Genomic DNA, 24,161 nt, shown 5'->3' with positions numbered 1-24,161 from the left:
AGTGAGTTTGTAGCCGTCACGACCATCAAGGTAATGCCTGACGGCCATAAGTTTGATTTGAAAATTGTATTTCATATGAACTCCGAATGAAGGTTTAAAAAGTCCAACATTCGGGGTTCAGTTCATCGCAGGGGGAGGCGCTAAAAACCCATCTGCCGCCTCCCTTTTGCAGGGAGGAGATTGAAAAGCTTACAGATTATAGCTATTTGTCTTCACACCATTGACCCACACTTCACGCGCTTCGCCTTGCGGCAGCACGATATCCAGGGTTTTCCACGCCGGTTTGAAATCACCGCGCTGCGTCAGCGTGATGTCGATTCGCTGATTGTCACTGACGATATCCCAGTTCAGCCACAGCGCATGATTCTGCTCCCAGCGATGGCTTTCGCCGTCATCTTCAAACAGCACGCCTGACGAGGTCGCCTGACCCGGTGCCGGATACACATGTAATTCACGCAGCGTATCTCTGCTGGCATCCACATGTGCCAGACGGCGGGATTGTGGCAATGCAGCACCGGCGCGCACCAGCAGCGGCAAACGATCCAGCGGCGCATCCAGCGTGATTGTCTGCCCGCCCGCAAACCATTCGCCAGTATAAAAATCGCACCAGCCATTGCCGTTATCCGGCAGATAAACCTGGCGTTCACGCTGTCCTTCATCAACCACACTGGCGACCAGCAAATCGCGTCCCATCAGGAAATCATCGGTTTCTGCGAAGGTATTTTTATCATGCTCATGATCGAGGAATGTCGGGCGCAGCATCGGCTCGTCATCCGCGTGAGCCTGCCACAGCAATGTATAGAAATACGGCAGAAGGCGATAACGCAGACGGATGGCATCGCGGATAAGCGGCGTCACCTGCGGATACATCCACGGCTCATTTACGGTGTGATCATCATTCCAGGAATGAATGGTGAAACGCGGATGCATGACGCCGTTTTGCACCCAGCGAACAAACAGTTCCGCATCCGGCTTATCACCCGAAAATCCTCCCACATCGTGCCCGACGTTATACAAACCGGACAAACTCATGCCAATCCCCATACGGGTGTTGTAACGCAGCGTTTGCCAGCTGGTGCGGTTATCGCCACTCCACGTCTGCACATAGCGCTGCATGCCGGAACAGCCGGAACGGGAAATCAGGTAAGGGCGGGTTTCCGGCGCAAATTTCTGCTGTGCTTCAAAAGACGCACGCATCATGAGCAGCGGCATCACCGGACGAATGTGTTTAATAGCAATAGCCTTGCCGAAACCGTAGCAACGGGCATCACTGTCCCAGACTTCATATTCGTTATTATCGTTCCAGGTCGAACCGATGCCCTTTTCAAGTAACTGCTGCGTCACACCTTTCTGCCACCAGCACACGGCACCAGGATGAGTGAAGTCGAGATGCGACCCTTCGTCATCCCAGAAAACAGAACGCTCCGGCTGATCGTTTTCGCTGTCGCGGATAAACAACCCCTGCCCGGCAACCTGTTCGTATTGCGGGTGATCCTGCAACAGGCAAGGTTTAATATTGGCCGCCAGACGAATACCGGCGTCGAGAAACGCTTTCGACATCACTTCCGGCTGCGGTACTTTGTCGTAATTCCAGTTAAAGACGTAACGCTTATTGCCAATCGAGGTGTAACCCGATGAAAGCTGGAAGGAGTCACAGGGGATCTCGTGCTGCTGGCACAACGTGATGAACTTCATCAGCTGTTGCTGGGCATCCGGCGCATCGGTGTAATACATGGTCGAGCCGCTGTAACCGAGACTCCATTTCGGGCCAAAGGTGGTTTTACCGGTCAGGCGCACCAGTTTTTTGGTCACGTCGAGAGATGTCGGGCCGACAAACAGGTAGTAATCCAGATCGCCCGCTTCCGCACTGAAACGACGATAAGGCAGATGGTAATTATCCAGTTCATTGCCGAGATCAAGCCATACATTGCTGAGATTGTCGTAAAAAACGCCAAAGCTGACATTATTGCGCCGTGTCAGGGTAAACGGAATATGCTTATACAGCGGATCGGTGCTGGCGGCGTTGTAGCCCATGGCATCAAGATTGCGCATTTCAAAACGACGGCCGCTGCGGTTGAGGTCACCGGCTTTTTCGCCAAGCCCGTACACGCCATCCTGCGCCTCGCGCAGCTGATAGTGTGCCGACGCGTCGTTTTTCACCCCAAGCATATAGGCGCCGGTTTTACGATCTTTCACCAGCGGCAACCAGACACCGGCCTCATTTTTATACTCCCACTCCAGCCATAGCGGCTGATGCACCGTGACGCGCAGCGCCTCAGTGGTCAATATAAGGCGTTCTTCGTCCTGTACGAGCTGATAACCCGGCAACGAAAAACCATCGTTGCTCAGGCGGTTGCGCCCTTCCCACGGCACATCATTTTGTGGTGCGATGCTCCAGGTACGATCCAGCGCCAACGCGCCGTTACGCCGGATGAATATGCGAATCAGCCCCTGTTCAAGCACCCGCAGAGAAAACAGATGCTGGCCATCAACTCGCAGATCCACACCTGCATCGTCCTGCCCGGCCAGCTCCCAGTGTTTTAACGTCTTCATACTCCCTCCCTTTTTGCCGGATTGCGGCGTTCAGCGATCAGGGCAATCAGGAAAACTGCGCCGATCAAATCAAAGAAACCCATCGCGATAAACAGCGGATTGAAACCCATTTTGTCGGCAACCGCGCCGATCAGCAGTGAAAACAGAAAGCTGGCGATCCACGCCGAAGAACCGCGCATACCGTTGACGGTTGCCACCTGGCTTTTATCGAATGTTTCTACCACCACTGCGCTCAACATGCAGGAAATAACCTGATGGCCGAAGCCGCCGATGGAGATCAGCGCAATGGCGGCGTACGGGCTTTGTGTGACCGCCACCAGTGCCAGGGACAGCATCATAAATGCACCGGTGACGGAGCTGGCGACGATGGAATTAATGCGGGTGCAGCCAAAGACTTTGCGGTACAGCGTAGTGAGATATCCGCTGGCAATACTGCCGAGGTCGGCGGCGAGAAACGGCAGCCACGCGAACATCACGATATGTTTTAAATCCATCCCGCGTTCATTAGCCAGATACAGAGGTACCCAGAAACTGAACACCGCCCAAGCCGGTTCCGCCAGAAATGCCGGGATAGCAATACCGTAGAATTTCTTGTTTTTGCAGACTATTTTCAGTGATTTAATAAACGGCAGACGCGTCTGCTGTGGTTCGTTATCGGAGCGGATCAGCGCCAGTTCATCTTTACTGAGGTTCGGATGCGTTTCGGGTGAATGGTAGAACTTCCACCACAACAACACCCATAACATCGACAGGATGCCACAGAACAGGAATGCACCACGCCAGCCGAACGAGATATGTGCAACCAGAATAATCGGCGGTGCCAGCATGGCACCAATCGAGAAGCCGACGCCGGCCCAACCGGCGGCAACCGGACGCTCTTTACGCGGAAACCAGTCGGAAATGGCTTTGGCATTAGCAGGCGTCGCCGCAGCTTCCGCACTCCCCATAAAGAAGCGCAGAACCGCCAGTTGGATCCAACTGCCCGCACCGGCGTGCAGCATACACACCACCGCCCAGACTGAGGCGCAAATCAGGAAGCCCAGCTTCAGGCCAATCACATCAATCAGCCAGCCGCACAATGGCTGAAAAAGGGTGTACGCCGCCTGAAATGCCGCGACGATGTAAGAATATTGTTCGGTGGTCATGTTCAGGCTGGTTTTCAGTTCAGCCGCCAGTAACCCCAGAGAATTTCGGGTGACGTAGTTCACTGTCACGCCGAGCAGGAACAGCGCCAGCATCCACCAGCGTAAAGCTTTTATTTTTCGGCGTCCTGCAACCGCCGCTGTCCCGGTGTTTATTTGAATTGTCATATCGGTTCTCCCACCCGTCGGCCTGGCCGCAGATGATGTGTTATGTGAGGTACATCTGCAGAGTAGGCAGCCGGTTCTGTGAGGGAAACGTGATTTTTTGCAAAAGCTTTCACGCTATAACTGCATAAGGAATTCAGGGAGGATAAAAGCTCACGGGAATCACAGCTTCAGATATGAAAATTTTTGCATGGACCATTTTGAAGGAGATCACAGTTTGAAAGGAAAGTTAAATATCCAGCAAATTGCCGACCAGACCGGATTGTCGATCAGTACCGTTTCACGGGTTTTAGCCGGAAAAAATAATACCAGCAGCAAGGCGCGCGACAGCGTACTGGAATGTGCCAGGGCGCAGGGCGTTTTCGACGGCCTTTCGACCGGCAGGCTGATGCTGAACAATATTTTAATTTTCGCCCCGGCCCGGGCCTTTGATGTGCGCAGCGATATTTTTTACTACAAGGTGATCCAGGGCATTCTGGCTGCCACCGCCCGTCACGAAGTACGTGTCCGCTACTGCGCGATAGAAGAAGAAAACGCCGACGCCGCGCTGTTCATTGCCAAAATGACCGATCCGCAGACCGAAGCCGTCTTGCTGGTCGGCATCGACGATCCGCATATTCATCAGCTTGCGGCCGACATGGGCAAACCATGTGTACTGATCAACTGCCATGACCGGCATATGCGCCATGACAGCGTCAGTCCTGATCATCTGACGATGGGCGATTTTGCCTGCGACTACCTTTTTTCTCAGGGCCACACTCATATCGTGACCGTGCAATGCCTGCGTCGTCATACCATGGAACTGCGGCTCACCGGTATTAAACAGGCATTCACGCGCCATCATCAGGTTTTCAGTGACCGCCACCATTTGCTCAATACGTCAGGTTTTGGGGCGCAGGAAAGCGAACAGGCGCTGCTGGAATTTCTGGATGCCTTGCCGCCCGGCCAGCCGCTGCCGACAGCCATCCTGGCCGGCGGGGATTTTATGGCATCCGGTGTGGTTGCTGCGCTGGCAAAGCGCGGTTTTTCCGTGCCGGGTGATATCAGCGTTATCAGTACTGACGGGTTCAATCTGGCAGAAATTCATGACGTGCCGTTGACCGCGGTGCATGTGCCGCGCGATGAACTCGGTGCCGAAGCGATCTCCTTATTACAAAGGCGCATGATGCGCCCCGATGCGCCTTATACCACGCAGCTGTTGCAGGGAAAACTGGTGGTGCGTGAATCTGTCAGAAAAGCCAGCGGACGCGCCGTGACCTGTCATCCGCATACGTTGTATGACCCGCAGCCGGACAGATAAATCTCATCTTTAACGGACCTGGCGCTCAGCAGTCCTATACTGACGGTGACGGCTATTCATTAACCAGCTTTCAGTATCAGGCAGTCAGAACACCTTGTTTTCACCTTCGGGTGACTCTTGATAAGGAGATTCACGATGAATCACAGTTCAGCAAAGCGTTACCACAGCGTTATCCCGCCTTACATACTTAACCGTATTATCGAACACGGTTCAGAACCCCAGCGCAGATGTGCCAAACAAACCCTGGTACATGTGAATACGTTAATGGCACAGCCTTACGCCAAACCGCAGAAGATCGTGACAGCCAAAGCGGGTCAGGTAGAACGCGATATTTATGACGCCAAAAATACCACCCGGCTGCCGGGCGAATCTGTGCGCAAGGAAGGCCAGGCCAGTAACGGCGATGTGGCGGTGGATGAAGCCTATGATTATCTGGGCGTGACGTATGATTTCTTCTGGCAGGCGTATCAGCGTAATTCCCTCGACAATAAAGGTCTGGCACTGCTCGGCACCGTGCATTATGACAAAGGCTATCAAAACGCTTTCTGGAACGGACAGCAGATGGTATTTGGTGACGGTGATGGCGAAATCTTTAACCGCTTTACGATTGCTATCGACGTTGTCGGGCATGAGCTTTCCCATGGTGTTACCGAAACGGAAGCCGGTCTGGAATATAACGGCCAGTCCGGCGCGCTGAATGAATCACTCTCGGATGTGTTTGGCTCGCTGGTGAAACAATTCCACCTGAAACAAACCGCTGATAAAGCCGACTGGATTATTGGTGAAGGATTGCTGGCAAAAGGCATTCAGGGGACCGGCCTGCGCTCAATGTCTCATCCCGGCACTGCTTACGATGATCCGCTGCTGGGTAAAGATCCGCAACCGGCGGACATGAGCGGTTATGTGAATACCCGCGACGATAACGGCGGTGTGCATATTAACTCAGGCATACCTAACCGGGCATTTTATCTGGCGGCGACTAAACTGGGCGGGAATGCATGGGAACGTGCAGGTTACGTCTGGTATGACACGGTCTGTGATAAATCCCTGCCCAAAAATGCAGACTTTGCCACCTTCGCCCAACTGACTATTCAGCATGCGGAAAAACGATTTGACGCCTCCGTTGCACAAGCGGTTCGTGAAGCCTGGGAGCAGGTCGGAGTGATGTAAATGAAACCTTTAGATTCGCTGGAAAGTAATGCGGTGATTGAAATTTACCGCGAAGGCGGTATCGCGTTTATCCCCAAACTCAGCGGGCCGCGACGGGTTGAACTTTCAGGCATGAGCGATGATAAGCGGCGGGAAATCTGCCAGCTCATCAATCAGGCACTGCCTCATGCTCAGGAAAAAGAAAACGCCGGTCATGGAGACCAGCGTTATTTCCGGCTGGAGATTTATTATGCATCGGCAGAGCATTCAGCCAGTCTGGTTGTCATTATTCCTGAAACCGAAGCGCCCGAGGAACTGGTGAACCTATGGAAAGAGGCTCCCCCTGACGATCACTCTTCCGAATAAGGCGAATACGTAAACTGTATCCGTTTTTTAGAAATCATCCCGTGCCCGTTTTGGCAGAAGTAATCTACCGCTCCGCAGGCTTTAAGCGCCTGCAACGGCTGCTGGCAATCCGGGCATAATGCGATTTGCGTAAAGTCGCCATGGTCAGCGTCACAATGAAAGTGACCGCTTACCCAGCTCATCGGCTGGCCGCAAACCGGACAAAGTGCATCCATCGTCTTTCCCTTCTAAATAACACCCAGCGTCCGCAGTAAATACAGACCCAGTGCGGTAGTGAAAAATGATCCGAGCGTGGTGACAGCAATAATATTAGCTGCCAGTGTCGCATTGCCGCCCATCGCGCGGGTCATCACGTAGCTGCCCGCTGCGGTCGGTGTACAGGAAAAAAGAAATATAACGCCGAGCGCCGCGCCGCGAAAGCCAAACAACCCTGCCCCGAGGGTCATCAGCGCGGGCACAAATATGACACGTGACGCAGAAGACCAGGCTGCCACGTTAGAACTGCGGAACATCGCCTGCCAGTCAAGGCTGGCACCGGCGCATAACATGGCCAGCGGCAGCGCCATACCTGAAATAAAGTCACCGGTGCTGGCAATGGTCGCCGGCATAGGTAAATGGCTGTGCTTAAACGCAAGCCCGAGGACCAGACCAATAATCAGCGGATTGGTGATAATGCCGCGCAAGATAGGCTTCATCCCGATGCTTTTCCCCTGCCCGCCTTTCAGGCTGCGGGTTAATGTAATCACCGACAGGACGTTGAACAAAATAACCGTCACAGCCAGATACATCGAGCCCAGCGCAATCCCTTCACTGCCAAAGGCCAGTGATGCATAAGCCAGCCCCGCGATACCGGTATTTGCCCGGAAGCCTCCCTGCACAAAAATGCCGCGCTCACGCGGGTCTTTCACCAGTTTTATCGCCACCAGTTCCAGCAACAGATAAGAAACTACGGTACCGATTCCCCCGTAAAGGGCGAGCGGCAGGTTTGAGCCTGAGGAATCATGCCCTTGTGCTACGCTGAAAAACAGCAGGCAGGGTAAGGCGATATTAAACACCAGCCGGCTGGCTTTCTCGTTGAAACTGTCGTCCATCAGGCCGGTGCGGCGCAGCACCATGCCCAGCAACAAGATCAGTAGGTTTGGGACCGTAACACCAAATGCAAAACTCCAGGTCTGCCAGAACATCCAGCCAGCTCCTTGCAGGGAAACGAAGACGAAAAAAAAGGGGCACATTCTATGCGCCCCGCCTGCAGATTATTTACTTTTTTTCAGGTGTGACATCAGGCGCTTACGTTTGCGCAGCTGATTTGGTGTCAGCGTATTACGCTTGCCTTCAAACGGGTTCTCACCCTCTTTGAACTGAATACGGATTGGCGTACCCATCACTTTCAGTGAACGACGGAAATAGTTCATCAGATAGCGTTTATAGGAATCGGCCAGGTCTTTCACCTGATTACCGTGGATCACCACGATTGGCGGGTTATACCCCCCGGCATGAGCATATTTGAGCTTCACGCGGCGACCATTCACCAGCGGTGGCTGATGATCGTCAGCCGCCATTTGCATGATACGGGTCAGTAAGGAAGTGCTCACACGCGTGGTCGCGCAGGTGTACGCCTCATTCACAGACTCGAAAAGGTTACCGACGCCGCTGCCGTGCAGGGCAGAGATAAAGTGAATGCGGGCGAAATCAACGAAGCCAAGGCGCAGATCCAGCTGATCTTTAACCTGAGCACGCGCTTCTTCGCTCATGCCATCCCACTTGTTGACCACAATAACCAGTGAGCGCCCGCTATTGAGGATAAAGCCTAACAGCGAGAGATCCTGATCAGAAATGCCTTCGCGGGCATCAATAACCAACATCACCACATTGGCATCTTCAATCGCCTGCAGGGTTTTGATTACTGAAAATTTCTCTACAGTTTCAGTGACTTTCCCGCGCTTACGTACACCGGCAGTGTCGATCAGAACATATTCACGGTCGTCGCGGTTCATCGGGATGTAAATACTGTCGCGGGTGGTGCCTGGCATGTCATAAACCACCACGCGTTCTTCACCCAGAATACGGTTAGTCAGTGTGGATTTACCTACGTTGGGACGCCCGACAATCGCCAGTTTGATGGGCAGAGACTGCGGGTCGAAATCATCTTCTTCGTCCTCAGGGATTTCATCACCGGTGGCTTCCTGTTCGGCCCAGTACGCCGCGTTGGCCTCTTCTTCGGTCAGTTCCACTTCTTCCGGCTTCTCACCCACGAACGGGATCAGCACATGTTCAATCAGCTGGGTGACGCCACGGCCATGTGAAGCCGCGATAGCATACACCTCGCCTAAACCGAGTGAATAAAAATCACCGGTTGCGCTGTCCGGATCCAGGCCGTCGGTTTTGTTCGCGACCAGGAAGGTCGCTTTTTCACGGCTGCGAAGATGTTGGGCAATACCCTGATCGGCAGGCATCAGGCCTGCACGGGCATCGACCATAAACAGCACGATATCCGCTTCTTCGATAGCCAGCAGAGACTGCCCTGCCATGCGGGTTTCAACGCCGTCTTCCGTACCGTCAATACCGCCGGTATCTACGATGATGAATTCATTACCCTCAATTTCGGCACGACCATACTTGCGGTCACGCGTAAGCCCCGGGAAATCCGCAACCAGCGCATCACGCGTCTTGGTTAAACGGTTAAATAAAGTGGATTTACCCACATTCGGGCGCCCAACAAGCGCAACGACAGGTATCATTTTGAAGCCTCAATGTTTTTATGATGCATAGTATATATGGTGCTAAACGCAAATAGCTGGCCTGCGAAATCTCAATGCAAACCACTATAATTCAAACTGTTACGGCCTGATTCATCAGCCGTGATTACGCATATTTTATAATACGAAACGGCCCCTGAGCCATTCAGGAGCCGTTTTAAAGCCCGGGATCATCCGATCTCAGAGCCCGATGCCGGTCGCGGTATTAGCGGGTGAAGGAGTAAACTTCGCCACCTTTCGCTTGTACAACCAGCTTGTCGCTTGCCACAATCGGCGCGCTCAGGAAGCCGTCACTGTCGACTTTCTGCTGAGCAACAAAGCGGCCATCAGTGGTGTTGATCCAGTGCAGATAGCCCTCGGAATCGCCGACCACAATATAACCATTATACAGCACAGGTGCCGTCAGGTTACGGTGCAGCAATTCACTTTGACGCCATACGCTGACACCACCCTGAGTATCAAGCGCCATCACGCGGTCATCCTGATCAACCATATAAATATGGCCTGCGTCGACGATGATGTCATTCACAGAACCGACATCACGCTTCCACATAATCTGACCAGAACGCAGATCCATCGCCACCAGATTGCCATTGTATGCCAGCGTATAAATCACGCCATCAACAATAACCGGCGTGGTGTCCACATCGCTCAGACGGTCGATTTCAGTCGTACCGGTGGTCTGAGAAATACGTTGTTGCCAGATCAGCTGACCTTCTTTCATCAGCACGGCACTGACGCGACCATTATCACCACCGACGATTGCCGCACCAAAGGCCACCGCAGGCGCTGATTCGCCACGCAGAGAAAGTGTTGGCATATCGAGGTTAGCGGTCCATTGAATGGTACCGTCGGATTCGTTCAGCCCCTGCAACATACCGTTGCCGGTGTGAACCAGAACCAGACCATCACTGACAACAGGACGGGACAATGCTTCACCCGCCACTTTGGTCTGCCAGGCGATTTTACCATCAGTTGTGTTCAATGCATAAACGATCGCTTTTTCACTGCCCACGTAAACGTGATCACCTGAAACTGTCAGGCCGCCTGAAAGCTGTGCTGAAATATTGCGGGAGAGGAAGCCGGTCTTTTCAGACAGATTCACGCTCCATTTTTCTTTACCACTGTCAGCGTCAAGTGCTTTAACCAGACCAAAACGATCAGCGGCAAAAATAGTGCTGTCCTGCCAGGCCGGACGCAGATTGGAATAGAATTCGCCAATGCCATCGCCTACGGATTTGCTCCACACTTGCGTCGGAGTAAATTGGTTCTCAACTTTTGGCAGCGGAGACATTTTGACCACGTCTTCTTCGCTGTTAAACAATGAACAGCCACTTAGCAGGGCAACAGAAACCCATCCTACCAAGAGTGTTTTACGCAATTGCATCGGGGTTCCCCTTAGCTGGCTAAGTTGTTCAATTTCATACGCAGCATGGTTTGCAGCGTTTGAGAGGGTTTAGAATCAATTCCTTTGCTGTAGGCTTCGCGCGCACCTTTTGCATCACCTTTGGCAAGCAGAACATCACCACGGATGCCTTGCTGCATAGCCGTCCAGCCTTCACCCTTCACGCCGTCTAACGTTTTGAGTGCATCATCAAATTTGCCTTGCTGCATCTGGACACGCGCCAGACGTAAGTTCACCAGCGAACGTAAATTATCTTCTTTGGCCTGACCTTGCGCCTGCGCTAATTGCTTTTCAGCATTGGCGAAATCACGGGTTTCGACAAAATGATCAGCCAGTTGCAGGGCGGCAAATACGCCGTAATTATTGTCATTGCTCTGCGCAAATTTTTCGAGATCAGCTACGCCTTTCGCGTTATTGCTGGTCAGCAACTGATTCGCTTGCTGGAAAGACGCAGAGGCTTCCGTCAGGGCTGAGTCCTGATGGCTCTGCCAGAAACGCCAGCCGCCAAGGGCTGCAATACCCAGAACAACGCCAATGGCCAGCGCTTTACCGTTTTCCGCAAAGAAGCGACGTACAGCATCAACCTGTTCATTCTCAGTGGTATAGACTTCCACAGTGTCCTTCTCCTTAACCCAACATCGAAGCCAGGCGCGCGACGATTTCGCTTTGCGCCAGCGTTTCTTGCGTTCCACTCTGCAGATCTTTAACGACGATCTGCTGGTTAGCGACTTCAGTTTCGCCTAATACCAGGGCCACACGCGCACCCCATTTATCAGCACGGGCAAACTGTTTCTTAAAGTTGCCGCCACCGTAGTTAGTCATGACTTTCAGCTCAGGCAGTGCATCACGCAGTGTTTCAGCCAGTTGCATCGCTGCGCTTTGCGTGCCGGTACCGGATGAGATCACGTAGGCATCAACGATCGCCGGCGCTTTGAAGTCCGGGTTTACGGCCTGAACCAGTAAAACCAGACGTTCCAGCCCCATGGCGAAACCGACACCCGGTGTTGCACGACCACCGAGTTGTTCAACCAGACCGTCGTACCGGCCACCGGCACATACCGTACCTTGAGAGCCTAAGCTGTTGGTTACCCACTCGAACACAGTGCGGTTGTAATAATCCAGACCGCGCACAAGTCGCTGATTAATCGTATATGGGATACCAGACTGCTCTAAAAGTTCACACAGACCTGCAAAGTGTTCTCTTGATTCTTCATCAAGATAATCACCCAGTTCAGGCGCATCATTTAATAATGTCTGAATATCCGGATTTTTGGAGTCAAGTACACGCAGCGGATTGCTGTACATACGACGTTTACAGTCTTCATCCAGCGTGTCTTTGTGCTGCTCAAGGAAAGCGACCAGCGCGTCACGATAGTTCGCGCGTGCCTCCAGCGAGCCAATAGAGTTCAGTTCCAGCGTAACGTGCTCAGAAATCCCCAGTGCGCGCCACCAGCGGGCGGTCAGCAGAATTAATTCGGCATCAATGTCAGGTCCTTGCAGGCCAAAGACCTCCACACCCAACTGATTGAACTGGCGATAGCGGCCTTTTTGCGGGCGTTCGTAACGGAACATCGGGCCGATGTACCACAGACGTTGTTCCTGATTGTACAGCAGACCATGTTCAATACCGGCGCGCACGCAGCCTGCCGTACCTTCCGGACGCAGCGTCAGGCTTTCGCCGTTGCGGTCGTCAAAGGTATACATTTCTTTTTCCACGACATCAGTGACTTCACCGATAGCGCGTTTAAACAATGGGGTCTGCTCTACAATCGGCATACGAATTTCGCTATAGCCGTAACTGCCGAGCACTTGTTTCAGCGATCCTTCAATACGTTGCCACAGTGCTGTGTCTTCTGGCAGGTAGTCGTTCATGCCGCGAATGGCCTGGATATTCTTTGCCACGTCAGTTCTCTATCGTTTTATAAAAAATGAACCCGATTATAGGGGCTTTGTGGCCTGTGGTTCAACGCACAACGCCATTGCCCCAGTCGGGTTCAATATAATGCAGATGTACGCTGACACCCGCAACCGATGTTACTTTTCAAGATGATTGATAACGATACGTTTACTCTCATCCATCAACGCCGCTTTGGCGCGAATTTTAGCTTCTAACTGGTCGATCATATCGTTGTTATCAAAGCGTTCTCTCTGACGAACACCGTCTTCATAGAAACCGCTTTTGTTATGACCGCCGGTCACGCCCAGGGTGGAAACCAGCGCTTCGCCCGGACCGTTAACCACACAGCCAATGATCGAAACATCCATTGGCGTGATGATATCTTCCAGACGTTGTTCTAATGCATTCACAGTACCGATGACATCAAACTCCTGACGCGAACAGGTCGGGCAGGCAATAAAGTTGATACCACGGGAACGGATACGCAGGGATTTGAGAATATCGAATCCGACTTTGACCTCTTCAACCGGATCGGCCGCCAGCGAAATACGCAGCGTGTCACCGATACCTTCTGAGAGCAGCAAGCCCAGGCCAATGGCCGATTTAACAGAACCTGCACGCAGACCACCGGCTTCGGTAATTCCAAGATGCAGAGGCTGAACAATCTGTTTAGCCAGCAGGCGATAAGACTCAACAGCCAGAAAAACGTCAGAGGCTTTTACGCTGACTTTAAACTGGTCAAAATTAAGACGGTCAAGAATATCCACGTGGCGCATCGCCGATTCCAGCAACGCCTGCGGCGTCGGTTCACCGTACTTCTCCTGGATATCTTTTTCCAGGGAACCGCCGTTCACACCGATGCGGATAGGGATATTTTTGTCGCGGGCGCAATCGACCACGGAACGGATACGGGATTCGTTACCAATATTACCCGGGTTAATACGCAGGCAATCAACGCCGTATTCTGCAACCTGCAGGGCGATGCGGTAATCGAAATGAATATCAGCGACCAGCGGGACATTAACCTGCTGTTTGATAAGTTTGAATGCTTCTGCCGCATCCATAGTGGGCACAGAAACGCGAACAATATCGACACCGACGCGTTCCAGTGATTTGATTTGTGCGACCGTCGCCGCGACATCTGTGGTGCGGGTGTTGGTCATCGATTGCACTGCAATCGGTGCTCCGTCACCTACAGGCACCTTGCCGACATAAATCCGGGTTGATTTGCGACGGGTAATGGGTGCTTGATTATGCATTGCTTCACTCTCCATCGTTGCCATCGTCTGACAAACTGCCGATTACTCGGCAGCTAAGGTCAGGCGTGCAACACGGCTTGATTTTACAAAACGACTTAAATCAACCGGCTTGCCCTGGAATTGGATATCTACCGCCCCCGGCGCACCGATTTTCAGTTTGTATGGCGCAGTGCCCTTCACGCTGAAGGTTTCACCGCCTTTCTTCATGCCACTGAACAGGGTTTTCCCTGACGCGTCATCAATCTGGAACCAGCAGTCAGCTTTAAAAGTAAAGGTCACAGCTTGTGGATCTCCCCCCGCGGCGGCTGCAGTTTGTGCATCACCGGTTGGCAGACCATTTTCAGGCGTAGCGGGCTGGCTGGTAGAGACAGCAGCAGGTGCCTGAGCGGCTGACGTGCCTGATACAGCAGGTGTATTGCTGGCGGCTGCGCCCGGCGCGGTATTCAGCGGAATAGAATTCTGCGGTTGTGTTGCGTTTGCGGCAGGCGCCGGATCAGCAGGGGTATCTTCTGTTGTGGGTGCAGAATTCGCATTGTCGCCCAGAGGGATCGCTTGCCCCTGACCATTATCCTGACTGAGCTGTGCCGATGACTGATCGGCCATTGTGGCGATTTCCTGCTGTTGTGCCTGATGATTTTGCCACCACCACGCACCGGTCAGGCCAATCACCACAAACACCACCAGCCAGGTAAAGCCCATCAGCCAGCCATCACGTTTTTTGCGAGACTTGCCGAGAGAGAACCCCTGCATTGAAGCCACTTTAGGCACTTTAATTGGGGCTTGTTTACCGATCAGACCTGATAATTCTTCTTCAGGGACATGAACCAGTTTTGCATAAGAACGCAGATAACCACGCAGGAAAGTCGGCGCAAGATCGGCCGGCGTCGTTTCTTCTTCGATTTGGCGAATAGTAGAGACTTTCAGACACAGGCGTTCTGCAACGGCCTGATGGCTGAGACCTAACTGTTCACGAGCCTGACGCAGACGTTCGCCTGTGGTCAGTTTTGCATTATTTTCTTGAGGGGCTTCAGTATTCATTGGCTAAGAACTGCTGGTACTGTTTAGATTGTGGATAACTACGCGCAAGTTGCTTACCGTAGCGTTGAACGCTATCCGGATTGCCCGCTAACGCAGCGAATCGAATTTGTAACATGAGGCTGTCGGCAGTGGCTGGCAGAACATGTTGGTATACATCCAGTAATAATTTCGCCTGAGCGCGATTCCCTTCTCCAAATTCTTTGGTTGCCTCAGTCAGCAAGGGTGCGCCTTTATCGGGATCCACTTTCAATGCCCGGCTTAGTAACACTCGCGCTTCCTCATTCTGATTGGCCTTCAGAAAACAGTAGCCTGCATTTTCCAGACTGTCAGCAACCTGACCGTAATCAGGCGCATTAGCTGCGGCGCTAAACTGCTGTTGTGCGGGTACATACTGCCCTAAACTACACAAAAACGCACCGTAATTATTTAAGACCGTCCCATTTTGCGGCGCAAGCTGCAACGCTTGCTGGTAGCGGGTTTGTGCGGCTTTCTGATTGCCGTTTTTTTGCTCGTAAAGGGCCATACCAAGCTGTGTCCGATAATCCTGCGGCGCACCGTCAACGGCTTTTTGCAGATTCTGTCTGGCCGCCTCCATGTTCCCCTGTTTCAGATACGCCATGCCCAGCTCCAGACGCGTTTGTGCTGCGCCACTGGCCGGTGGTATTTCTTTAGGTGAACCGGAACAGCCAGCCAGTAACGCCAAAGCCACACCTGTGACCATCAACATTCTCACACTGCCCTTCATTGCCATGCTTAATTCCCTTTACCCTGCCAGCGACAATAAAACAGTGGGCTTAACCAAAACGGCACGGCAAAGCCCTGCATATTTCTTGGGATCAGACGGTTTTAACAGAAATCTGCTGCTCGCCTGCCATTTTTTTCTTCAACGTACGTTTGGTTCGGTCAATAACATCACCGGCCAGCTGCCCGCATGCGGCATCAATATCATCGCCACGGGTTTTACGCACGATCACAGTAAAACCATAATCCATCAATACTTTAGAGAAGCGATCGATACGGCTGTTCGAGCTGCGGCCATACGGTGCGCCCGGGAACGGGTTCCACGGGATCAGGTTGATTTTGCATGGCGTATTCTTCAGACGTTCAGCCAGTTCATGCGCATGCTCGGTGCCATCATTGATGTGATCCAGCATAACGTATTCGATGGTGACGCGGCCCTGATTGGCATTGGATTTGCCAATGTAACGCTCAACGGCGGCCAGGAAAGTATCGATATTGTACTTGCGGTTGATCGGCACAATTTCGTTACGAATGGTGTCGTTAGGTGCGTGCAGAGAAATCGCCAGCGCGACATCAATCATATCGCCCAGTTTATCCAGCGCAGGGACCACGCCCGAGGTGGAAAGGGTGACACGACGTTTCGACAGGCCGAAACCGAAATCGTCGAGCATGATTTCCATCGCCGGAACCACGTTATTAAGGTTCAGCAAAGGTTCGCCCATCCCCATCATCACCACGTTGGTGATGGGACGTGTACCGGCCACTTTCGCCGCACCGATAATTTTTGCCGCACGCCATACCTGGCCGATAATTTCGGACACGCGCAGGTTACGGTTAAAGCCTTGTTGCGCCGTGGAACAGAAAGTACATTCCAGTGCGCAGCCGACCTGAGAGGACACGCAAAGGGTCGCGCGGTCACCGTCCGGGATATAGACGGTTTCGACCAGCTGTCCGCCCACCTGAATTGCCCATTTGATGGTGCCATCCGTTGAACGTTGTTCTGACGCGACTTCCGGTGCACGAATTTCTGCAACGCGGGCCAGCTTTTCACGCAAGGCCTTATTGATATCGGTCATTTGCTCGAAATCATCGCTGCAGTAGTGATACATCCACTTCATGACCTGATCTGCACGGAACGGTTTTTCGCCCATGTTGATGAAGAACTCACGCATTTGCTTGCGGTTGAGGTCAAGAAGGTTAATTTTTGCAGCAGCAGGCACGACAGTATTCACGGCTTCTGCGGAAACAGCGTTATTTTCAGACAAAGTTGGCTCGGCGGTGTTGGATTCTAACATGATGAAAATGGCCTCGTTGTTACACGTTATGGCGTATTGGAAGTGCAGAGCCTGACCTGACAGGAAACGGCTGGCCTGCAAATAAAATTGCGCCCCGAAGAGGCTGGCTCATTCGGGGCGCAACATTGTACAAATTTTAGGGCACGGTTGCCATGTTTGGAAAGTCGCAGTGGCAAAATTCTTGTGAATTTGCGGCACATCTTCCGGCAACGGTGACTCAAAAATCTTAACGCGGGCAGATTTCGCTTTCGGTGAAGAAGTAAGCGATTTCGCGTTGTGCAGATTCTACAGCATCAGAACCGTGCACAGCGTTAGCGGTGAAGCTGTCAGCGAAGTCTGCACGCAGGGTACCGGCCAGCGCGTTTTCCGGGTTAGTTGCACCCATGATGTCACGGTTACGCTGAACGGCATTTTCGCCTTCCAGAACCTGAACCATGATCGGGCCGGAGGTCATGAATTCAACCAGACCGTCGAAGAACGGACGGCCTTTGTGTTCTGCGTAGAAACCTTCCGCTTGTTCTTTCGTCAGTTTCAGCATTTTAGACGCGATGATGGTGAAGCCAGCACGTTCGAAACGGGCATAGATAGCACCGATGTCGTTGTTCGCTACGGAGTTTGGCTTGATGATGGAGAAAGTGCGTTCGATAGTCATGAAAAAACCTCTGTCAGACTTTTATAGGTAGGGCCGGTTAATTTAATGTTATACCTGCCGTAAAATGGCGGTGATTATAGGGAGCGAAGTTACGATTGCCTACCCGAATCACAACATTTAATTAAAAAAATGTGTGATTGATTCACTATCGAACCTAAACCACCTATTTCCCTTAAACAAAACAGGGGCAAAACGGCGTTTCCCCTGGTGTATCGTCACTTTTATGCCTGACCGGAAGAAGGAATGATATTGCGCAACCAGCTTCCCCACTTGCGCTGATAGAACGGCTGCGTGTGGCTGATCAGGTAATGGCTGATACCGCGCTCTTTTTCAGAAACGATACAGAAATCCACCGGACGATCGTCGGGAGAGGTTTCACTCGCCACATTGCCCGCCTCGCGGATCAGCGCATCGATCTCCTGTTCATCACCGTCCGCTTCAACACCGATCAGCAGGTTGGGCTGATCATCCACGGCTTTATCGTGGATCAGCGCCATAAATGCACGGCGCACCGGTTTCTTCCGGGCGAAAAGCGTAGTGAGCGCATCGATCATGGTAGAAGGATATTCTTCCGGCTGGCCGATCAGCAACTGGCTTTCTTTATCCAGCACCAGCTCAGACGGCGCATTCAGCCCGCCACTGTTCAGCAACAGCGTGACTTCACCCGGATAAAATTCCTTGCCATATTCCGACTTGGGATTGAGAAACAATTCTTCCCCTTGCGTCATTTCAAACAGCACGCGGGCAGGCAGCGCGACAAATGCCTGCTCATCCGGGCTTTCACCGGCACTGGCTTTTTCCAGAACGTCCACCGAGGAAAAGAAAGGGATAATCGAGCTGCCGTCCTGTTTTTCCCAGTGCAAAATATTCAGTTCACTGCCAGCGGTGATCGCCACACTGCCCTGCTTTTCCGCGTTATCCTGCCCTGCATCACCGAGCACAAACACAGTGGATTCCAGCAAGGTTTGATAAAACGCCGGACGCCACGCAGGCGCGGTGACAGACAGGCGAAGCAGCCGCTCCAGCTCGTTTTCACCGTCAGTTGCCGCAGCACCAGCAGGCAGATGATCGTGTGGGACACTCATGGTTCTTGACTCCGGTAATGGTATAAAACGGGGCACTGTTAAGCGCCCCGTTATGCTTCATGCAAATTTTACTGCTTACTTCGCTTTAGCTAACAATAAATTAGCCACAGTTCGCACGCCGAGACCGGTTGCACCGGCAGACCACTGATCCGCTGCGCTTTTACGGTACGTTGCAGAACAGTCAATGTGCAGCCAGCCTTTCTTATATTCCGTGACGAAATGAGACAGGAAGGCCGCCGCCGTACTCGCACCCGCTGTGTGTGCCGGACCGGCAATATTATTCAGTTCAGCAAAGTTGGATGGCAGATGAGAACGGTGGAATTCTTCCAGCGGCAGGCGCCAGAACGGTTCGTGTTCAGATTTTGCGCTTTCCAGCAGTTCACCCGCCAGTGCATCGTCAAAGCTGAACAGGGCGTGATAATCGTTACCCAGCGCTGTTTTCGCCGCACCGGTCAGTGTGGCAGCATCAATGATCAGTTCAGGATTTTGCGCAGACGCATCGATCAGACCATCGGCCAGCACCAGGCGGCCTTCGGCGTCGGTATTCATCACTTCAACGGTTTTGCCGTTGCGGTAACGGATGATATCGCCGAGTTTCAGTGCATTACCGCTGACCATGTTATCCGCGCAGCACAGATACAGTTTTACGCGTTTGTTCAGGCCGTTAGCCGCTGCCAGCGCCAGTGCGCCGGTCAGGGTGGCTGCGCCGCCCATATCTGCTTTCATGGAATCCATGGAACCGCTTGGTTTCAGGCTGTAACCGCCGGTGTCAAAGGTAATGCCTTTACCGACCAGGCAGGCGTAAACCGGCGCTTCAGCGTCTCCGCTTGGGTTGTAATCAAGCGCCAGCAAGACCGGCTGACGGTCAGAACCGCGCCCGACGATGTGGATACCCATATAATTTTGCTGACGCAGGTCGTCGCCTTTAGTGATACGGTAGCTGACTTTGTCGTGACCAAATTCACACATCAGATCAACCGCGCGGGTGGCCAGTTGTTCAGGGGACAAATCTTCTGCCGGGGTATTAATGGTATTTCGTACCCAGTCGATGATTTTCAGCCGTTGCCTGAGCGTTTTCGCGTCATCTTCGGACAATTCGGCCCATTCAACATGGCGTGTTCCTTTCGGACCACGGAAGCCCTGCCAGAAAGCCCAGCTGTTTTCGAGATCCCAGCCTTCACCGGCCAGTTTAATATTTTTGACTCCCTGGCCGTCGATACGACGCGCGGCACGGGCAATGACCGTCAGCACATCGCCGCTATTGAGATGAATGGTCATCCCGGCAGAATCGGTGCTCAGTGTGGCTTTTTCGCCCCAGCGCGCATCGGCAGGCTGAGAAGAAAGGAATACGGACATTGCTTCATTGGTCGTGACTTCGGAACTCATAACAGCACTCCTGATGTTTTTTATCTTCAATGAATATTCATTTTCAATGACAGGCAAATCACCCTTTCATCGGGCGGCACTTCATTATTTTGTATAAACAGGGGGCAACTCACGCAGGCGACGGACAGATTTCACCACCAGCGCAATTGCATAATCAATTTCTTCTTCCGTGGTCCAGCGCCCGAGAGAAAAACGGATTGAGCCGTGTGCCAGCTCCTCGCTTAATCCCAGCGCACGCAGCACGTAAGAGGGTTCGAGGCTCGCGGACGTACAGGCGGAACCAGACGAAACAGCCAGATCCTTGAGCGCCATAATCAGAGATTCTCCTTCAACATCGGCAAAACTGACGTTGAGAATATTGGGCGCAGCATGTTCCGGCGCGCCATTGAGAAACACCCGATCAAGCTGCTGAATGCCTTTCCACAGACGATCGCGCAGTGCGGACAGACGCGCCACTTCAGCGGTCATTTCTTCTTTGGCAATACGATACGCTTCGCCCATTCCGACAATCTGATGCACCGGCAAGGTACCTGAACGCATGCCGCGCTCATGACCGCCGCCGTGGATTTGCGCGTCAATCCTTACTTTCGGTTTACGACTCACATACAGCGCCCCGATGCCTTTCGGGCCGTAAATCTTATGGGCGGAAAACGACATCAGATCAACCTGCAATTCGCTGAGATCAATCGCGATTTTCCCCACGCTTTGGGTTGCATCCACATGGAAAAGAATACCCCGGCTGCGGCAAAGCTCGCCGATTGTTGCGATATCCTGGATAACGCCGGTTTCATTGTTGACCTGCATGATGGACACCAGAATCGTATCCGGGCGCAACGCGGCTTCAATGGCTGCTGATGGAATAACACCGTCGGCCTGCGGCGTAAGGTAGGTGACCTCAAAGCCTTCCGTCTCCAGCTGCGCGCAGGTGTCTAACACCGCTTTGTGCTCAGTCTGGCTGGTAATAATGTGGTGACCTTTCGCACGCTGTGCATGAGCCGCGCCTTTAATCGCCAGATTGTCAGATTCGGTTGCGCCTGACGTGAAGACGATTTCACGGGGATCCGCATTAATCAGCTCCGCAATCTGGTTACGCGCCACATCCACGGCCTCTTCTGCCTGCCAGCCAAAACGATGAGAACGGGAGGCCGGATTACCGAAAGTACCGTCCAGTGTCAGACACTGCATCATTTTCTGTGCAACACGCGGATCAACCGGCGTCGTGGCAGAGTAATCAAGATAAATAGGTAATTTCATGGCAGGTAGCTCCGGACTGCGCGTTCGGTTTCGAACGAAAGAATAAAAAAAACGACAACCAGTTTAAAACGGGTTCACAACTTCTTAAAAGGGAAATGACGCTTTGCGGGCACTAATCGGTAAGAAATGACGTCTGAAAAGCAAAAGCCCGCGGAAATCTGCATTTCAGCGGGCTTTTAGTAACATCAAAATTCACATGCTCCCCTAAATCATTCGTGTCGCATCAAGGCGGCAACAGAGCACATCCCCGGGAGCATACACTAGTATGTGACCAGGGTTTGCGACAGCAGCCAACGCCGGGGCGGCGCGAAGGATGACGGGGATCAGGCTCGAAGATTGACGTTGATGGTTTCCATCTGACGGCCATTTGGCTGACGACGGACTTCACCGTTCTGACGGTCAGCCACTTCCAGGATTTCCTGGTTGTTGACCAGTTCTGCCAGTGTAATATTGTTCAGGAAGCCGCTGATGCGCTCGCTCAGATCACGCCATAAGGTGTGAGTCAGGCAACGTTCGCCATTCTGGCAGCCTTCTTTACCCTGACAACGGGTGGCGTCAACGGATTCGTCAACGGCCGTGATCACCGCGCCAACGGCGATATCACCCGAGTCTTTACCTAACAGATAACCACCGCCCGGACCACGAACACTGGCAACCAGACCATTTTTACGCAAGCGAGAGAAAAGCTGCTCCAGGTAAGAAAGGGAAATACCCTGACGCTCAGAAATGTCAGCCAGGGGTACTGGTCCTTCCTGGGAATGCAGTGCAACGTCGAGCATAGCGGTCACGGCATAACGGCCTTTGGATGTCAGTCTCATAGCATGGTTACCTGTTTAAAATGACTTAAAAATTCAATCGTGCGGAACATGTAAATGAGTCTGCCATTCCTGAGTAAATCAGTCAACTATTTAACCTAGTAATTTACTCAAGTATTACCTGACCCTATATTCCGCCCAGTTGTCGCCATTCACGGGTAAGAAGTAATCTGTTGATTAACAAGCAAAGGTTTGATGTTTATCCTCAACCCCTGGCGCTTACTCTTTGCTGCTATTGGTCTTTTCAATCGATGTCAGAATACCGCGCAGGATGTTTAACTCCTGAGATTCAGGTCGCGCACGGGTAAACAGACGGCGTAGTTTGCTCATTACCTGACCCGGATGTGCCTGACGAATAAAGCCGGTTTCCAGCAAGGTTTTTTCCAGATGCTGATAAAAACGCTCAAGATCATCGACCAGAGGATAAGGCGTTTCTTCATATTCAATCTGCGGTTTTGCCGCTTCCAGCAAGGCCAGATAGGCGACACGCACTTCATACGCGATAATTTGCACGGCCATTGCCAGATTCAGCGAACTGTATTCAGGATTGGCCGGAATGCAAACGTGATAGTTACATTTTTGCAGTTCTTCATTGGTCAGCCCGACGCGTTCACGGCCAAACACCAGTGCCACCGGCGCGGTTTGTGCGGCTTTCGCGCTGAGCTCTCCGCATTCACGCGGTTCCAGCATCGGCCACGGCAAGGTGCGGGAACGCGCACTGGTGCCGATCACCAGGCTGCAACCGGCCAGCGCTTCATCCAGCGTATCAACGATGGTCGCATTACCGATCACATCGCTGGCACCGGCAGATAAAGAGATGGCCTGAGAATCAGGTTTCACCAGCGGATTGACCAGATAAAGACTTGATAATCCCATGGTTTTCATGGCGCGGGCGGTTGACCCCATATTGCCAGTGTGGGATGTTTCTACTAATACAATGCGGATATTGGGCAGCATAGGAACTCTTACCAGACGGAAAATCACAACAGCCTAACACAACGGTAGTTAATTTTCAGAACCCCTGCTATACTGCGCGCCGTTTCCCGTATTCCCGTTCTTTAACATCCTAGTTGGAAGATATCCATGCATCCGATGCTCACCATCGCCGTGCGCGCTGCGCGCAAGGCCGGTAACCTGATTGCCAAACATTACGAAACGCCAGACTCTGTAGAATCTACCCAAAAAGGTACCAACGATTTTGTTACCAACGTAGACCGCGATGCAGAACACATGATTATCGATGTCATTCGCAAATCCTATCCAAAACACACCATCATCAGTGAAGAGTGTGGCGAGCTGGAAGGCGAAGACAAAGACGTACAATGGATTATCGACCCGCTGGATGGCACCACCAACTTCGTTAAACGCTTCCCACATTTCGCTGTCTCTATCGCCGTGCGCATCAAAGGCCGCACTGAAGTTGCGGTAGTTTATGACCCGATGCGTAACGAACTCTTCACCGCGACCCGCGGTCAGGGCGCACAGCTGAACGGTTACCGTCTGCGTGGCACTCACGCGAAAGATCTCGACGGCACCATTCTGGCAACCGGCTTCCCGTTCAAAGCAAAACAACACGCAACCAGCTACATGAATGTCGTGGGCAAACTGTTCACCGAATGTGCAGACTTCCGTCGCACCGGTTCTGCTGCACTGGATCTGGCCTACGTGGCCGCTGGCCGCGTTGACGGTTTCTTCGAAATCGCCCTGAAGCCCTGGGATTTCGCCGGTGGCGAACTGCTGGTGCGTGAATCCGGCGGCGTGGTGACTGACTTCGTTGGCGGCCATAACCACTTCTCGTCAGGTAACATTGTTGCCGGCAACCCGCGCGTCGTTAAAGGCATTCTGATGACCATGCGTGATGAACTGAGCGAAGCGCTGAAGCGTTAATCCCGCCGCTGAATGA

22 protein-coding genes are annotated in these 24,161 nt (G+C 52.6%); 4 read left to right on the top strand and 18 right to left on the bottom strand.

Annotated features, from left to right (window positions below; all coding sequences use genetic code 11):
• Positions 1-189: 189 nt before the first annotated feature.
• Together ETV65_RS21715 and ETV65_RS21710 are read right to left on the bottom strand one after the other, a co-directional pair.
• Positions 190-2,553, bottom strand: a complete 2,364-nt coding sequence (locus ETV65_RS21715) for a glycoside hydrolase family 31 protein (protein ID WP_129955137.1) — start codon at positions 2,551-2,553, stop codon at positions 190-192.
• Entirely contained in the window at positions 2,550-3,863 is a 1,314-nt protein-coding gene (locus tag ETV65_RS21710; protein ID WP_129955136.1) for an MFS transporter, read from the bottom strand. The genes ETV65_RS21715 and ETV65_RS21710 overlap by 4 nt, the downstream gene beginning before the upstream one ends.
• A 214-nt stretch (positions 3,864-4,077) precedes the next feature.
• Between ETV65_RS21710 and ETV65_RS21705 the strand changes: the two genes are divergently transcribed.
• The 3 genes from ETV65_RS21705 (at position 4,078) to ETV65_RS21695 (ending at position 6,675) form a co-directional block, all read left to right on the top strand.
• Positions 4,078-5,160 carry a LacI family DNA-binding transcriptional regulator gene (locus ETV65_RS21705; RefSeq protein WP_129955135.1) on the top strand — a complete coding sequence of 361 codons (1,083 nt, stop codon included), beginning with the start codon at positions 4,078-4,080 and terminating at the stop codon, positions 5,158-5,160.
• A 135-nt stretch (positions 5,161-5,295) separates the two neighbouring features.
• Positions 5,296-6,330 (top strand): M4 family metallopeptidase, encoded by a 1,035-nt coding sequence (locus ETV65_RS21700; protein ID WP_129955134.1) that lies wholly within the window; start codon positions 5,296-5,298, stop codon positions 6,328-6,330.
• The gene (locus ETV65_RS21695) at positions 6,331-6,675 is read left to right on the top strand and encodes a protealysin inhibitor emfourin (protein ID WP_129955133.1); all 345 of its coding nucleotides are present in this window, start codon (positions 6,331-6,333) and stop codon (positions 6,673-6,675) included. It begins immediately after the preceding gene.
• Here the strand turns inward: ETV65_RS21695 and ETV65_RS21690 are convergent.
• The 16 genes from ETV65_RS21690 to trmJ form a co-directional block, all read right to left on the bottom strand.
• The gene (locus tag ETV65_RS21690; RefSeq protein ID WP_129955132.1) at positions 6,660-6,890 is read right to left on the bottom strand and encodes a zinc ribbon domain-containing protein; all 231 of its coding nucleotides are present in this window, start codon (positions 6,888-6,890) and stop codon (positions 6,660-6,662) included. The two genes, ETV65_RS21695 and ETV65_RS21690, sit on opposite strands and share 16 nt — an antisense overlap.
• Before the next feature lie 12 nt (positions 6,891-6,902).
• Complete coding sequence (locus ETV65_RS21685; RefSeq protein ID WP_129955131.1) at positions 6,903-7,859, bottom strand: AEC family transporter; 957 nt, start codon at positions 7,857-7,859, stop codon at positions 6,903-6,905.
• A 69-nt stretch (positions 7,860-7,928) separates the two neighbouring features.
• The gene (gene der, locus ETV65_RS21680; protein ID WP_129955130.1) at positions 7,929-9,413 is read right to left on the bottom strand and encodes a ribosome biogenesis GTPase Der; all 1,485 of its coding nucleotides are present in this window, start codon (positions 9,411-9,413) and stop codon (positions 7,929-7,931) included.
• 223 nt (positions 9,414-9,636) lie between these two features.
• The gene (gene bamB, locus ETV65_RS21675; protein WP_129955129.1) at positions 9,637-10,818 is read right to left on the bottom strand and encodes an outer membrane protein assembly factor BamB; all 1,182 of its coding nucleotides are present in this window, start codon (positions 10,816-10,818) and stop codon (positions 9,637-9,639) included.
• Positions 10,819-10,829: 11 nt separating this feature from the next.
• Positions 10,830-11,450, bottom strand: a complete 621-nt coding sequence (locus ETV65_RS21670) for a YfgM family protein (protein WP_129955128.1) — start codon at positions 11,448-11,450, stop codon at positions 10,830-10,832.
• A 13-nt stretch (positions 11,451-11,463) separates the two neighbouring features.
• Positions 11,464-12,738 (bottom strand): histidine--tRNA ligase, encoded by a 1,275-nt coding sequence (gene hisS, locus ETV65_RS21665; protein WP_129955127.1) that lies wholly within the window; start codon positions 12,736-12,738, stop codon positions 11,464-11,466.
• 132 nt (positions 12,739-12,870) lie between these two features.
• Entirely contained in the window at positions 12,871-13,992 is a 1,122-nt protein-coding gene (gene ispG / locus ETV65_RS21660) for a flavodoxin-dependent (E)-4-hydroxy-3-methylbut-2-enyl-diphosphate synthase (RefSeq protein WP_129955126.1), read from the bottom strand.
• 42 nt (positions 13,993-14,034) lie between these two features.
• Positions 14,035-15,030 (bottom strand): cytoskeleton protein RodZ, encoded by a 996-nt coding sequence (gene rodZ, locus ETV65_RS21655; protein WP_129955125.1) that lies wholly within the window; start codon positions 15,028-15,030, stop codon positions 14,035-14,037.
• Positions 15,020-15,757 carry a type IV pilus biogenesis/stability protein PilW gene (gene pilW, locus ETV65_RS21650; RefSeq protein WP_205951621.1) on the bottom strand — a complete coding sequence of 246 codons (738 nt, stop codon included), beginning with the start codon at positions 15,755-15,757 and terminating at the stop codon, positions 15,020-15,022. The genes rodZ and pilW overlap by 11 nt, the downstream gene beginning before the upstream one ends.
• Before the next feature lie 109 nt (positions 15,758-15,866).
• Positions 15,867-17,066, bottom strand: a complete 1,200-nt coding sequence (locus ETV65_RS21645) for a bifunctional tRNA (adenosine(37)-C2)-methyltransferase TrmG/ribosomal RNA large subunit methyltransferase RlmN (RefSeq protein WP_129955123.1) — start codon at positions 17,064-17,066, stop codon at positions 15,867-15,869.
• Between the two features lie 226 nt (positions 17,067-17,292).
• Positions 17,293-17,718, bottom strand: a complete 426-nt coding sequence (gene ndk / locus ETV65_RS21640) for a nucleoside-diphosphate kinase (RefSeq protein WP_015696252.1) — start codon at positions 17,716-17,718, stop codon at positions 17,293-17,295.
• Positions 17,719-17,939: 221 nt separating this feature from the next.
• A complete protein-coding gene (gene sseB, locus ETV65_RS21635) occupies positions 17,940-18,803 on the bottom strand; it encodes an enhanced serine sensitivity protein SseB (protein ID WP_129955122.1) in 864 nt (287 codons plus the stop codon).
• Positions 18,804-18,878: 75 nt separating this feature from the next.
• Entirely contained in the window at positions 18,879-20,189 is a 1,311-nt protein-coding gene (gene pepB / locus ETV65_RS21630; protein WP_129955121.1) for an aminopeptidase PepB, read from the bottom strand.
• Positions 20,190-20,273: 84 nt separating this feature from the next.
• Positions 20,274-21,443: an IscS subfamily cysteine desulfurase gene (locus tag ETV65_RS21625; RefSeq protein ID WP_129955120.1), complete on the bottom strand. Its 1,170-nt coding sequence runs from the start codon at positions 21,441-21,443 to the stop codon at positions 20,274-20,276.
• 323 nt (positions 21,444-21,766) lie between these two features.
• Positions 21,767-22,261: a Fe-S cluster assembly transcriptional regulator IscR gene (gene iscR / locus ETV65_RS21620; RefSeq protein ID WP_129955119.1), complete on the bottom strand. Its 495-nt coding sequence runs from the start codon at positions 22,259-22,261 to the stop codon at positions 21,767-21,769.
• 216 nt (positions 22,262-22,477) lie between these two features.
• Positions 22,478-23,215: a tRNA (cytosine(32)/uridine(32)-2'-O)-methyltransferase TrmJ gene (gene trmJ / locus ETV65_RS21615; RefSeq protein ID WP_129955118.1), complete on the bottom strand. Its 738-nt coding sequence runs from the start codon at positions 23,213-23,215 to the stop codon at positions 22,478-22,480.
• 126 nt (positions 23,216-23,341) lie between these two features.
• Here trmJ and suhB point away from each other — a divergent pair, with 126 nt between their 5' ends.
• Positions 23,342-24,145 carry an inositol-1-monophosphatase gene (suhB, locus tag ETV65_RS21610; protein WP_129955117.1) on the top strand — a complete coding sequence of 268 codons (804 nt, stop codon included), beginning with the start codon at positions 23,342-23,344 and terminating at the stop codon, positions 24,143-24,145.
• The last annotated feature ends 16 nt before the right edge of the window (positions 24,146-24,161 follow it).

Source organism: Rahnella sp. RFA10(1/100), assembly GCF_004195115.1.
GTDB classification, from domain to species: domain Bacteria; phylum Pseudomonadota; class Gammaproteobacteria; order Enterobacterales; family Enterobacteriaceae; genus Rahnella; species Rahnella perminowiae.
This window is presented reverse-complemented; position numbering and strand designations above follow the sequence as displayed.